At 58.9% G+C, this 14,609-nt stretch carries 5 protein-coding genes; 2 read left to right on the plus strand and 3 right to left on the minus strand.

All coding sequences use genetic code 11. The features are described 5' to 3' along the window. Positions 1-4 precede the first annotated feature (4 nt). Together HY011_15860 and pgsA are read left to right on the plus strand one after the other, a co-directional pair. Positions 5-1,720, plus strand: coding sequence for an NAD+ synthase (locus HY011_15860; GenBank protein MBI3424408.1), 1,716 nt, complete (start codon positions 5-7; stop codon positions 1,718-1,720). Between the two features lie 72 nt (positions 1,721-1,792). Continuing rightward, positions 1,793-2,497, plus strand: coding sequence for a CDP-diacylglycerol--glycerol-3-phosphate 3-phosphatidyltransferase (pgsA, locus tag HY011_15865; protein MBI3424409.1), 705 nt, complete (start codon positions 1,793-1,795; stop codon positions 2,495-2,497). Positions 2,498-3,030: 533 nt separating this feature from the next. Here the strand turns inward: pgsA and HY011_15870 are convergent. From HY011_15870 to HY011_15880, 3 genes are all read right to left on the minus strand, one after another. Beyond that, a complete protein-coding gene (locus HY011_15870; protein MBI3424410.1) occupies positions 3,031-8,367 on the minus strand; it encodes an HYR domain-containing protein in 5,337 nt (1,778 codons plus the stop codon). A gap of 485 nt (positions 8,368-8,852) precedes the next feature. Continuing rightward, positions 8,853-9,818 (minus strand): GDP-mannose 4,6-dehydratase, encoded by a 966-nt coding sequence (locus tag HY011_15875; protein ID MBI3424411.1) that lies wholly within the window; start codon positions 9,816-9,818, stop codon positions 8,853-8,855. 166 nt (positions 9,819-9,984) lie between these two features. Beyond that, entirely contained in the window at positions 9,985-14,241 is a 4,257-nt protein-coding gene (locus HY011_15880; protein MBI3424412.1) for a DUF11 domain-containing protein, read from the minus strand. Between the last annotated feature and the right edge of the window lie 368 nt (positions 14,242-14,609).

Below are 14,609 nucleotides of genomic sequence, written 5' to 3' on the forward strand. Positions count from 1 at the left end.
TGATATGAGCACCATCCGTCTCGCACTCGCCCAAATCAATCCCACTGTCGGCGCTTTCACCGCCAACACCGCCCACATCATCGCGCACATCGAACGCGCCCGCGCCGCCGGAGCCGACATCGTGGCCTTCCCAGAGTTGTGCATTCCCGGCTATCCGCCCGAAGACTTGCTGCTCAAGCCACAATTCAGCGCGGCCAATTTGCGCGCGCTGGATGAAGTCATCGCGGCTTCGCACGGCATCGTCACGATTGCAGGTTTCGTAGACAAGACCGCTGACATACACAACGCCGCCGCCATCATTTGCGATGGCGCACTCAAGGGCGTGTATCACAAACAGTATCTGCCCAATTACGCCGTCTTCGATGAGTTTCGTTATTTCGACGCGGGGCAAAGTGCGCCGGTCTTCAAGCTGGGCGACGTAACCATCGGTGTGAATATCTGCGAGGACATTTGGTATCCGGGCGGGCCGACGCAAGAGCAGGCGCTGGCCGGGGCGCAATTGATCATCAATATCTCGGCTTCGCCCTATCACGCGGGCAAGGGGCACGCGCGCGAACGGATGATGGCGACGCGGGCCGAAGACAATGCCGTCGCGCTGGCTTACGTCAATCTGGTCGGCGGGCAGGACGAGTTGGTCTTTGACGGGCAAAGCCTGGTGCTAGACGAACGCGGCGAATTGCTGGCGCGCGGCAAAACGTTTGAAGAGGACTTCATCATCGTTGACCTGAATGCCGAGCGCGTCTTTAACGAACGATTGCACGATCCGCGACGGCGGCAGGAGCGGTTGCTCAGTCCGCCCATTGAACAGATCGTTTTGCGCGAGACAGTCGTCACCGCAAAAACGGATAAGGCCAAACCTGTGTTGGCCGAACCGCTCGAAAAGGTCGCCGAGGTTTACCGGGCGCTGGTGTTGGGCACGCGCGATTACGTGCGCAAGAACGGTTTCAAATCCGCCGTCATCGGTTTGTCGGGCGGCGTGGATTCAGCGCTGGTTGCCTGCGTAGCGGTAGACGCGCTGGGCGCAGAGAATGTGACCTGCGTGTTCATGCCAACGCGTTATTCCTCCAGCGAGAGCGGGCGCGATGCCGAATTGCTCGCCAAAAATCTGAGTTGCCATTATCACGTTGTCGCGATTGAAGAGACCTTCAAACAGTATCTGGAAATGCTCGCGCCCGTCTTTGCCGGGACGCCGCTGGGTGTGGCCGAAGAGAACATTCAGGCGCGCATTCGCGGCAACATTCTGATGGCGCTGTCGAACAAGTTCGGCGCGCTGGTGCTTTCGACCGGCAACAAGAGCGAGATGAGCGTCGGCTATTGCACGCTGTATGGCGATATGTGCGGGGGCTTCGCGGTCATCAAAGACGTGCCGAAGACGCTAGTGTATGACATTTGCCGCTGGCTGAATCGCAACAGCGAAGTGATCCCTGATTACATCATCACGCGCCCGCCCTCCGCCGAGTTGCGCGAAGACCAGAAGGACACCGATTCCCTGCCCCCTTACGACGTGCTCGACGCGATTCTGGAACGTTATGTCGAACAGGACTTGAGTCTGGACGCCATCATCGCCGACGGCTTCGACGCCGAACTCGTGCGCCGGATTGCACGCATGGTGGACATCAACGAATACAAACGCCGCCAAGCCGCCCCCGGCGTGCGCATCACCACGCGCGCTTTCGGACGCGACCGCCGGATGCCGCTGACCAATCAATTCAGGGGATAGTTGATAGTTGATAGTTGATAGTTGATAGTTTGGCTAGATAGGCAACTATCAACTGTCAACTATCACTTGCTTATGAACCTGCCCAATCTGCTCACACTCCTGCGCATCTTCCTCGTGCCGATTTTGGTCGTCGTGCTGCTGACGCGCTTTTCGGAAGATTACGTCGGCTTGCCGCAGCACATCGCGGGGCTGGCGTTGTTTTTGACGGCGGCGATTACCGATGCGCTGGATGGTTGGCTGGCGCGGCGGCGCGGGCAGGTATCAAAGCTCGGCACGCTGCTCGATCCGATTGCAGACAAGCTGTTGATCTCTTCGGCCTTTATTTCGCTGGTTGAAAACCGGCTCGCGCCGGCCTGGGCGGTGGTGATTATTTTGGGCCGCGAATTCGCCGTGACGGGCTTGCGTTCGGTCGCGGCGACCGAAGGCTTTGTTATTCCGGCGTCGCGCGCGGGCAAGATCAAAATGTTTTCGCAAGTCGTGACGGTGTCGCTGCTGATTTTTTCTTCGGTCAATGGCGGGCCGCCGACGCAAACGCTGGCCTTCCCGGTGCTGCAATTTTGGGAGGTGCCAGAGATGCACACCGCGCTCGCACATTTGCGCGGCGCGGGCGCGTTCACGTTGCGCGACTTTCAGATGATGATGTACGGGCTAGGACGCGGGTTGTTGTGGCTGGTGGTGATTTCGTCGTGCTGGTCAATGTTCGGGTACTTCAAACATTTCTATTTCAGCGCCCGCGAACGCTACAACCTTACGGCCAAAGCCGAAAAAGCAAACTAGGCTGCCACACCGTTGATCACCAAATAACTCCGGCAACCCGCCATAGCGCAGCCTGTCTCTGTGTGCAGTGTGTAAGATCGAAGTAAATCAATCACCGCCGTGCGCCCTTTGCCGTTTTCCATCTGTCCACTTGCTGTGGTTCCGCCCGGCGGCAGTTGTCGGGCGCGTCTGTGAGATTACTAGATCAGTTTGCAATTGAATGTACGGGCGGCGCGCTCCGGGGCAGTACCGCGCGTCAGCAAGCGGAGACTCAGGGTGTGCCGTATTGCGCCAGCGTTGACCCACCGCTTGCTGACGCGCGCGGTACTGCCCCGGAGCGCGCTTTTTCTCGTACACCGCTCTGCAATCCGAGCTAAAGGGCAACGTTCAGCTTGAAACACCGAGGGCAATCAACGTTGCGCAAGTGTTGAAGTATCACGAAGGTCAACCGCAGGTTTTGTATTTTTGAAAGATGTGGCTACTTAAAAAATGCGAGCGCTGCGCAACGTTACTGTCACGCATCGCTCGCCCTGTTTCGGCCCAACGACAGGTGGTCAGGGCTGTTGTACGGTAAACGCGCTGGCCAGCGTGGCGGAACCACCGCCCGGATTGGTGACCGTGATGGAACGCGCCCCCAACAAGGCGTTACTGGTGATGACCAGTCGGGCAACCAATTGCGTGCTTGAAACAAACGTCGTCGTCACCGTGATGCCGCCCTTGTTGATCGTCACGTATGACGTATTGTTAAAGCCTCTGCCGTTCACCGTCATGGTCACGGTTCTGCCCTGTTTGCCGACATTGGGCGAGACGCTGGTGATGTCCATATCAGGCGGCGTCGCCGACACCACGACCTCCTGCACCACCTCGCCGGAAGCCGGGAAAGCGGCGTTATCGGTTACGACCAGTTTGATTTGGTGCGTGCCCAGCGGCAAGGTGACGGTCGCCTGCACGCCACTGGCGATCTCAGTCGTTCCTCTGAACCACTTGTAAGCCAGTTGATCTCCGTCGGGATCGGTCGAGTCGGAACCATCCAACAGGACAGGCGCGTCGGTGCCGTTGCCAGCAAAGATTTGCGCGGGCAAGTTCTTGATCCGTGCTACCGGCGCGCGATTGCCTTGGGTGACGGCCTGCACCGTGATGTTTTGCACGGCGGTCGAAGCGCTCGCGCCTTTGTTGTCAGTGACGAAGAGCCGGATGGCGTGTTGCCCCGGCGCCAGTTGCGCCGTCACGGTTTGTCCAGCCGCAATCTGCGTCGCGCCATCAAACCAGGCGTAAGTGATGGGGTCACCGTCCGGATCGGACGAACCCGTGCCATTCAACGCGACTGCCGCCGTCGGCGAGCCATTGGGCGCAAAGTAGGTCGCCGATAACGTATTCATCACAGCCACTGGCGGGTTGTTATTCGGGTCGGTAATGGTAATGGTGAATTCCGGCGTCTGGCCCGTCGCGCCTTTGCTGTCGGTGGCCTGCACACGCACGGTATAGACACCGGCGTTGCTCCCCGCCGGATTGATGAAGAGCGTCGCCGTGCGCGCCGCCGCGTTGGCATTGGTGACCGTCACAAAGGATAACGCAGGCACCAGCGTGAACGTCACCGTATCGTTGTCGGCATCCGTCGCAGACAAGGCGACGTTGAGTTGTTGCGATTTACTGAGTGTCGCACTAGCGACATTGTCAGGCACGGGCGGACGATTCGTCGCCCCGGCGGGAATCAAACGCCGCACGCGCAGATTGCCGGTGTCGCAGAAGAACAAAACGCCCGTTGAAGCGTTGCGCGCCAATGCGGTCGGCGTATTGAGCAGCGCGCTGATGGCCGGGCCATCGTCGCCGCTGTTGCCCGGATTGCCCGTGCCCGCGATGGTGCTGATCTTGCCATCGGTGCCGACGCGGCGAATGCGTTCGCCATCCGTTTCGGTAATGAAGACCGTGCCCGCGCCATCCACCACGACATCGGTTGGCGCATTCAACCCCGCCGCCGTGGCCGCCGCGCCATCGCCGCCCGAGGTGGCCGTGCCCACACCGGCGAAGTTGGCAATGACATTTCCGCTCACGCGGCGCACACGATTGTTGCCGCGATCCACGACAAAGACTGCCGCGCCATCCGTGGTCACCGCGACGCCGGTCGGCGTATTGAGCTTGGCGGCTGCCGGTGCGCCACTGTCGCCGCTGTTGCCGGGTTGACCGTTGCCCGCGAAGGTCGTCGCGTTACCGCCGCTCACGCGCACGAGGCGGTGATTGTTGGTGTCGGCAATATAAACGAGGCCCGCACCATCCACGGCGACTGCGCCGGGATAGTTGAGTTGCGTGCTGGTGGCCGCTCCGTCGGCGTTCATGCCGGCGAGACCGGTGCCCGCAAAGGTGGTGATCGTGTTCGTCGCCAGATCAATGCGGCGGATGCGGTGATTGCCGGTGTCGGCGACATACAGGATGTTGCGTGTCGTGTCTACGGCCAAGCCAGTTGGGCCGTTAAAACGGGCTTGCGCGGCTACCCCGTTGTCGCCGGCAAAGCCTTTGACGCCGGTACCCGCGAACAGACTGATGTTGCCTGAGATATTGACGCGGCGGATGGCGTGGGCTTCATGGTCGGCGATATAAACATTGCCGGTCGCATCCACGGCGACGCCGCGCGGTTCGCGCAGCAACCCCGTCGCCGCGCTGCCGCCGTCGCCCGTGCTGCCATAGCTGCCATTCCCGGCCAGCGCGGAGATGTTGTAATTGGTGGCGTTCGGATCACCGCCGCCCGTGCCCGAACAATTCGTCCCCGTGCAAGTGATCGTGACCTTGAACGTCGCCGTGCGCGTATTGCCCGCGATGTCGCTGGTCGTCAGCGTCACGGTCGTCACGCCCGTCGGGAACGTCGTGCCGGAGGGCGGCGCCGCCGTGACCGGGCGCACACCCGAAACCAAATCGGTCGCCGTCGGCAGCGTGAACGTAATCACTTTGCCGTTGCCCGATGTAATCGTGTCGGTGATGTCCGCCGGTTGGCTGGCAAAGCTGGGCGGTGTGGTATCAACGACGGCTAAGGGTTTGGCCGTGGTGGTGGCGGAATTGGTAGCCGAATCGGTCGCGGTAAAAAGCAGCGAATGCTGACCCAGCGCCAGCGTCGGGCTGATGGAAAGCGCCGTCCCGATGGTCGCGGCGGGCAGATTGGGCCGCGCGTCCGTCCAAACAAAAGTCATCGTGTCGCCGTCGGGATCGGTGGCCGTCGCCGTCAATTGCACCAGCGCGCCATTCGGGCCAGTGGCTTCGACGGTGGCGGGAATGTTGCCCGAATCCACGACGGGTTTGCCGTTGACGTTGTTGACGGTGATTTTGACGGTCTTGCTATTGCTCCCTGGCGGTGTGCCGTTGTCCGTCACGGTGAAGGTCACATTGAAATCAACCTTCGCGTTCGGCTGATTCGGCACGACATCGAAACCGGGCGTCCAACTGAACGCGCCGGTGGTGGCATTCAATTCAGCATTCGCTGGTAACACGGGTGAACTGGTCATACTGTATGTCAGCGTCTGACCCGCATTGCTGTCACTGGCAGAAACCGTGAATTGCAGCGCGCTGCCTTCATTGACAGTCTTGTCGCCGGGGCTGGTCAGCACTGGATCAACGTTGGGCGGCGAACTGGTTTTGCGAATGCGATTGTTGCCCGTATCGGCAAGCAGCAATTGCACGGGGCTGCTGTTGGGAATCACCGTCAAGCCCAGCGGCAACCCCAGCGCCGCCCCGATGGCCGGGCCGCCATCGCCGCTGAACCCGATGTCGCCATTGCCCGCCACCGTGTCAATGATGCGCGTATCGGCGTCCACACGGCGGATGCGATTATTGCCACGATCCACAATGTAGAGATTCCCTGTGGAATCCACCGTTACAGCCGAGGGCGAATTGAGCCGCGCAAAATCGGCCAAACCGCCATCGCCTTCAAACCCGGGGCGCGGAATGATCTGGATTACGCCCGCGCTTTTCGGCACGGTGCTGGAAATTTGCCAGATGTCATTGATGCGTTCGCAACGGCGAATGCGATGGTTGTTGGTGTCTGCGATATACAGCAGATTCCCATAAACCGCGACGCCGGTCGGACGATTCAGGCGCGCATTGATCGCCAACCCGCCATCTCCGCCAAAACCCGAGGTATTGGCTTTGCCCGCGATAAAATTTTGCTGCGTCCCGCCGCCATTTTGCCCGATCACGACGTGTTGGCCCGGATCGGCGATGTACATATTGTTCAAACTGTCCACCGCGATGCCGGTCGGCTGCGTCAGGGAACCAATGATGCTGACAGCGGCATTACCCACCACGCCAGCTACTGTTGTGATCTTCCCGGTATTGCGCGTCCATTTGCGGATGCGCCGGTTCCCTGTATCGGCGATCAGTAAATCGCCGGCCAGATCAATTGCAATGGCTGACGGAGAGCGCAAGGTCGCCAGTTTGGCGTCGCCAGTATCACCGTTCACGCCTGTCGGATCAGCCGAAGCCATGCCGGGCAAACCCGCAATGGTTTCGATCTTGCCGTCAGCGGCATTGACCCGGCGAATGACATGGTTATTGGTGTCGGCGATATACCAGTTGCCTTGCGCATCCACCACGATGCCGCCCGGCCCATCCAATTTCGCCAGATTGGCCGCCGCGCCATCGCCACTGAAGCCGCCCGAACCATCGCTGACGATGGAACTGAGCGTCGTGCCAACGAACCGGCGCAACCGGCGATTTCCCGTATCCACAAAAACCAGTCCATTGGCTGCGCTGAGAAAGACAATGCAACTCGGCGCATTGATTGATAACGCCGTCGCCGGACTGCCGTCGCCGCTAAAGCCTTGTTGCCCATTCCCTGCGGCGTTCGTGACCAATCCATCCAGGTCCACCACCTTGATACGATTATTGCCGCTATCGGTAATGTAGAGTTTGCCCAGATTGTCGAGTGCTATGCCCAAAGGGGTATTGAGTGAAACGCTGAGCCGCGGGGTGTTATCGCCGCTCGCCCCAGGAGTGCCAGTACCAACGTAGGTCTCAATCACACGCACGTTCTGCCCATTTTTGGTAATCCGGCGAATCTTATGATTGCCGGCATCCGCGATATAAACCGTATCGCCGCTGACCACGACATCGCGCGGATTGCTCAAAGTCGCCTGTGCTGCCGGACCGCCATCACCGTCGGCGCCTGAAAAACCATTGCCAGCAATGCCGATAATCGCAGAATTGGGGCTGAGGGCCGATAAGCTTTCAACCGTCATGATGCGGTTACTGCCTGAATCGGCGATATACAGCGTGTCACCGGTCAGAAACAAACCGCGCGGCTCGCTCAAGACCGGCCCTGACACCAAGCCATCACTCGCGCCGACCGAGCCATTGCCAACCACCGTGCTGATCAGGCCCGTTGCGGTATCCAATTTGCGGATGCGGTGATTGCCTGTGTCAGAGATAAACAGATTGCCGGACTGATCTACGATCAAGTCATACGGCTCTTTCATGGTGGCATTCGTGGCAAGGCCACCATCGCCATTGGCGTCAACGGCAGAAGTCGAGGCAATCCCCAACCGGCCGGCCACGATCGTCGCGCTGTTGTCGGCTGTATTAAAGCGGCGCACCACGTGATTGCCGCTATCGGCGACATAAAAAAACGTTCCCACCGCCGCTACGCCGCGCGCATTGCGTAACTCGGCGATCAAGCCTGTACCGCCGCTGCTGCCTACAACAGTATTGATATTGAAAAACGAAGCTTGTGCCTGTGCGCTGCGCCAGACGGCGACCCCCAATAGGCTCAGCAACATCCCGAAACACAGCAGCCAAACCAGCGCCCGCTGGTTGTTGATCCGGCCAGCCAAGGCGCGGCGCTGACGCCAAAGTTGAGAAAAGCGATGTGTGTGTGTGTGCAAGGGAGCGGTTCGCGGAGAGTTCTTCATACGTGACTCCAAGAGGAAGTGCTTCGATGCGGCGAAAGCAAGTAAGCGCGCGCGGCGTGCGGCAAATGTCTGAGTTCAGCCTGGGCCAATTTGGCTTGGCGTCAACCGGGGAAACCGCGCACAGCCGTGTCAAACCTCGTGATGATGCCGGGGCGGCAATTGGGATGTCTCTCAAGGGGTCGTTTGAAGAGACGGAAAGAGAAAGGAATTAGGGGGGCAACGTGGCAGCTTGCTCGAAAAGCCGCTCAACCCGGGGCCGGATCAGGTTTCAATCAAAGACAGATTGAACGCCACGTCTGCGCTTTGCACCAGTAAAGCTGCTGCCGAATATCAATAAGTGACTGACGATCACGTGAGGAGCTTTGCTGATGCGGAGCGAATTCTATGTGCCGAATGCACTACGGTCAAACAATTTCTCATTAATACTGATCCGGAGCGGCAACGCGGGAGGGCCTGATTTTGTTACTGCTGGCTTTTGGAACTGCTTAAAACTTTGCGCCGCGTTCGAACCATTCGGCGAAGCGTCTGATGCCAACCGCGAAGGGAGTGGTTGGCTGATAATTTAATAGTTGTCGGGCCTTGCTCACATCGGCGTGCGTGCGCGGCACATCGCCGGGTTGGGGCGGCTGGTAATCCAGCGTGGCCTTTTGTCCCAAGGCTTCTTCCAACCCCTCGATCATTTGTTTGACCGTGACGGTCTGTGAGGCGCCGAGATTGATCACCTCGAAGGGCGTGGCGTCATATTCCGCCGCCGCCGCAATGCCATTGAGAATATCGTCAATATAGGTGAAGTCACGCTCGGCGCTGCCATCACCAAAGACCGGCACGGGCTGCCCGCTGGCGATCAAACGCGCGAATTTATGAATCGCCAGATCGGGCCGCTGGCGCGGGCCATACACCGTAAAAAAGCGCAGGCAGGTAATGTTCATCCCATACAGATGGCTGTACGTGTGCGCCAGCAACTCGCCACTGGCTTTGGTCGCGGCATAAGGTGAAATCGGCAGCAGCGGCGCGTCTTCGCGAAACGGGGCGACGGCCTTGGCGCCGTAGACTGAGCTAGATGAGCCGAAAACGAATTTTTTGATGTCGTTGCGCTGAGCGAGTTCCAGCAGATTGAGCGTGCCCGTCACATTGACTTCGTGATAGCCGCGCGGATCGGCCAGCGAGGGGCGCACGCCCGCTTTGGCTGCCAGATGGATGATCGTATCGAAGACTTCGTCGGCAAAGACCTGTTTCAGCTCGTTGTAATTGCGGATGTCGGTTTCGATCAGGCGGTAGTTACGCTGGCGCAAATGGTCGGCGATATTGGCGCGCTTGACGCTGGTGCTATAAAAATCGTCAAAATTATCAAGCACCACCAAGCGCGCCGGATTCAACGCCAGCAACCGGTCAACCAGATTACTCCCAATGAACCCGGCCCCGCCCGTAATCAAAAAACGTCTTCTCACCATAGTTTTGGTTTTATATCACATCACCTAGCAAAGACAAGTAAGGCCCATCCGCCCTCCGCTCGTGCAATGTGCTGGTAGCTGAAACAAACAGCCTGTGGCTAGTCAGCAACGAAGAAGAGCAAGGACGAATGAGCCTTCAATTGTAGCCGGTGGCCCCGGCCGCACTTTAGCGCAGCCGCAGCGTCGGATCGCCCAACAGCACGTAGCTGTTACGCACATCCTTATCGCCTGCGGCCAAACGCGCCGCCGTCAACGCCTCGCCCAGCGTTTTGCCTTCGCTAAACAGGCTTTGATACAGCGCCAGATTGAACGCGTATTGCGGCCCTGGCGTATTCAGCGCGCTGGAGGAAACCACGGCAAACGCCCCACCCGGCGCGTTCAGCAGCACCGCTTCGCCCAAACTGGTTTGGCTGGGATCGGGGAAATAGCCGTTCAGACAAGTGGTCATCACGAACAAGCTGGGGGCGGCGTTCGTGAGCGACGCGGCGTCCTGCACGCGCAACAAACCATCGCCCGTCCAAACCTGCGTCGAGCCGTGCCCGCCCCAGTTCACCACCAAAGGTTGGTTCAGGTTGATCGTATTCAGGATTTGTGCGCGCACCTGATCGGGAGCGCCGTCGTTGCGGTTGACGAAGTATTTCGTCATCAGCGGCAGCAATGACGCGGCATATTCCTGGCTTTGCGTTTGGTAATTCACGCCGTCCACAGTGCGATCTGATACTAACAAAGCCGGGCGCGGGTTGGCCGCGTTCGGTTTGAAAGTCAGGATTTTTGCGACCAGCGCATCAGCCTGGGCAGCGGTGCGCACGGGCAGGCGGCCCAGCGCCAGTTCAGGCAGGCCATCGTCATCGCCATCCGCCAGCCAGTTGTCGAGCGCGGTTTCAAAATACGTAGTTGCGCCCAATTTGGTCGGCACGAAATCAGCGTTCCCCAACCCCAGATAATCGCGCGGATCGGTCGTCGCATCGCCTACCAGCAAGACAAACGCCGGTTTTACCGCCCAGGTCGTGCGCGCCATCGTCAACAGGTCTTTGAGCGCTTGCGGCGCTTTCGCGCCAAAGCAGAATTCATCATAGGCGTCTTCCACATCCACCACCGCCACGCGCAGACCTTGCTGGCGCCGCGCCTCGGCCAGCCGGTTCGCCGCCGTCCAGAAATCGCGATGTGTGATGAGCACCAGATCGGCGCTGTTTTTTGTGGCACGCCAATCCGAGAGGGAGTTGAGTTTGACACTGGCCACGCGCTCAAATTGCTGATCCGCCAGCGCCAAATAACGCGCCCCGGCATCGCTTTGCAAGGTGAACCCATAAGCATTCGCCATCGCCTGCATTTTGACGCTCAGTTCGCGCACGGGTTCGTCGTTAGCCCCCAATTCGAGCACACGCACGGTCGGCGTGCTGAATCCCCCGACGAATGCTATCTGGCCCGCGCCCAAGCTAAAGCTCAGCACATTGCCATCAGCCATATAGCTACGCTGATAGCTAAGCCGCACGCTTTCAACGAGGCTGATGTCAGCGCTGCCCGCCGTGGCCACCAACCGGATTTCATTCTCGCCGTCGAGCAACAGGCTGGCCGGCACGTTCAGGGTGGTCACGAAACGCGTCTTGCCGGCAAAAGTAATTGTTCCGTTGGCGCGCCCATTGATTTCGACGTTGATCGTATGCGCCTGCTCGGTTACGCCCTGCAACACGAGTTCGAGCGTGCTGGTCGCGGCGGTGCGATCAACAAAGCGCGTCGTCAATTTCTGCGTTGCGCCGTTTGGGCTGATCACAGGGCCGAACCAATTCTCGGCATCGCCATTGAGCAAGCCCGAAAAATAGATCAACCGCTCTTTCCGCTCAACCGTCGAGCGGAAACTGAGCGCGTTGGGCCTTTGCGCTGTTTGTCCCGGACGAGTGTCCAGGCGCAGCCCTTGGGTCTGACCGGCCTTCAGCCAGTAAATGCGCGTGTCGGTGGCCGGCGAATCAAGCCCGCGCCCATAAAATTCTAGGGAATCGAAACTATTCCCCTTGCCGACGACACGGACAGGGACTTCGACGCCATCGGCGAAAAGTTGCAGCAGCGCGGCATTGACGTTCGTGCCAAAACCCGCCGCCGCCAATTGTGCGGCCGTCACGCGATACCAACCTGTTTTACGAACCGCCAGCTTGGCAGCTACTTCATTCGGCAAGGTCCAGGCTGGCTGTCTCACTTGCGCCAGCAGCAACGACGCAGGCGCCTCCGTCTCCAAACCTTCCACCCGCAGCCCCTCAGTGGCGGAACTCGCCCACTCGTGTTGCAGATTCTGATTGGCGGCTTCGTTCAGATCAGGCAGCATCTGCACCTGCCGGCCCGTCATTGAGCGCGCGTTCGGCTTGCCGCCCTCCGCACTGCTGGTGGCATAGATCGGGCCGCGCCAGGTGCTCACGCCGTTCAAGTCCACTTCTTCCAGCCAATAGCTGGCGCCCACTGCACTCTGGCTATCAACCCACGAATAACTATTGCCTGCCGTCAGCACCGTGCGCCCGCCCGCCAGCAACGCTGACCCGGCCACGAGGGCGGCATTGAGCTTGACGCGCCGACCACGCTCTTCGCGATAAACGTTGAAGCCCAGATTGTCAGCTTCGTAACCGGTGCGCCATTCCAGCGTCGCGCCCCTGGCATTGCCGGTGGCCGTCAATGAGATCAAATTGACAGCCGTTGGCTGCCCGGGTTGCAAATCATTCTCGTCGAACGCCGAGTTGTTACCAGGAGTTGGATCAGTCGTCCCCGTCGGCGCCGTGATCGTGGCGGTATTCTTGAGTGTCAGAACCTGAGACGGGGTGAAGCCCGCTACGGTCACCGCCACTGTGAAGGTCAGCTTGCCGTTTACAGGCAGGTCAACACTAATCCCACCGCCCTGTAAATTCGCGACCGTCACGCCGGAACTGGGGCAGACAGCGCCACCAGAGCTGCCGGTACAACTAACCCCCGTGACCAACAGGTAATTTACGGACGGGTCCTTCAGCAACGCCCCTGTCACTGCCGAGGGCCCGGCGTTGGTGATCATCAAGGCGTAATTTGTCGTTTCCAGCCGCTGAACAATCGTCTTGCTGTCATCTTTGGTGATCGTGAGGTCAGCTTGCGGCACCGGGGTAGTAACCGTGTTCGTGTTGGAAGCAAGGATATTACTACCGCTGTAGGTGGCAAAGTTGCTGACGCTTGTGAAGGTAGGCGGCGGGGTATTGACCGTCACCTTAAAAACCACCGTCGCCGTAGCTCCCTGTGCAATAGTTCCGGCAGCCTGTCCCGTGCTATGAACTTCTAACGCCGGAGAGGTTGCCGTGTAGGGCATCACCCCTCCGGCAAGGTCAGCGACAGCCACGCCATTCAATTTCGTGCTGTTCGCAACATAGGTCGTGTTGGCCGGGATGGCATCCGTTAATTTCATTCCGGTGGCTGCTGCGCTCCCGGCCACCCCGCTATTGTTCAGGGTGATGGTATAAGTCAACTCCGTCCCTGGCGTCACCGCCCCGGTTGGCGTAACCGACTTGCTCGAAGTAAGAAAGACCGTGCCGTTCGAAGTGGTGTCCGGGTCAGTGTGTTTGATTTGTGTTCCGCTGCTGACCCAAACGACAGGCGCGGCGGGCGGCGCGGCAATCGGCGTGGGCGGACAGAAAGTATAAGTAATCGTGTATGGCTTATCCGGGGAAGCCAAGCCGGAAAGATAGAGTGTGTTATTCGTGACCGTACCGTTCAGATTGATTGACGCACTGGTGAGCTGAAACCCGTCAGCATTAAACGAGGGGTTCGCGGCTGGAGTAAAGGCCATAATTGAGCCATTGCCAGAGCCAATCGTGCCCGTCGCGCCAGTCTCTGTCATCACATAGCAGGCACCTGCCGAGATAACCACTGCATCTGGTTTGTTGGCATTCGCCTTGATGGTTTCCTCAATTGTGTAATTGAACGAATTCGGCCCACAGACGAGTGTGCCGCTGCTGGTCGGATTGCCTTCAAACAGATTCAGGGTCAGGGACTGTGCCGTACTCGTTGCGGCAGTGGTATGCACATAAAAGTAAACCGTGGTCATGACGCCCGCACCCAACGGGCCAACGTGATAAAGCCCATCCTCATTGGTCGAGAGCGTAACATTGCAGGATGTGCAGGGCGTGAGCCTGACCCAAAGATCGCTGATCGCTGAGGGAGCGGTAATTTTGTAAGCGACATACTCATCAGTCACATTCGCAACACCCAAATCGCGATAAAGAATCGGCGAAGAGGCAGTTGTAATTGTTCCGGCTGCGCAAGCAGCAAAAACCGATGCAGGCATAATACTGGTTGCAGCGGCTGCCGCCCCAGTACCGCGTTGTGCGCCATGCAGGAAGGTGGCCAGCGCGAAAAACAACACGGCCAGCAAGGCCAATAAACGGAAGTTTGAGGTCAGGGTGAGTTTGGGATGCTTCATATAATTCTCCAAAGAACTTAAACCGGACGTTTCACTTTCAAGCTGGGGCTGGGTGCCGATGCCTGAAAGTTCGTCGTCGCCACGGCCATGTTCAAAGTTAAGGGCAACTCCTAAGAAATCGCCGACTCACGCAAGCGCGCACCGCGAGGGGCAATGCTTGTTGTTCAGCAATCACATAAAACGGGCCGCAACTCAGACAGCCCAAGCGGGATTAATCTGGGCCGTCAATGCGGTTTGACGTTGAATGGACTTGTCTTGGGGTAACAACATACGGCTCTCCTTAACGATGAGTAGTGAGGGCATCATTTTCGCAATGATGCGCATAGCCACACCATCCATCTGATCGAAGGCAAAAGGGCTTCGACAAA

The sequence above is a fragment of the Acidobacteriota bacterium genome (assembly GCA_016196035.1).
Classification (GTDB): domain Bacteria; phylum Acidobacteriota; class Blastocatellia; order RBC074; family RBC074; genus JACPYM01.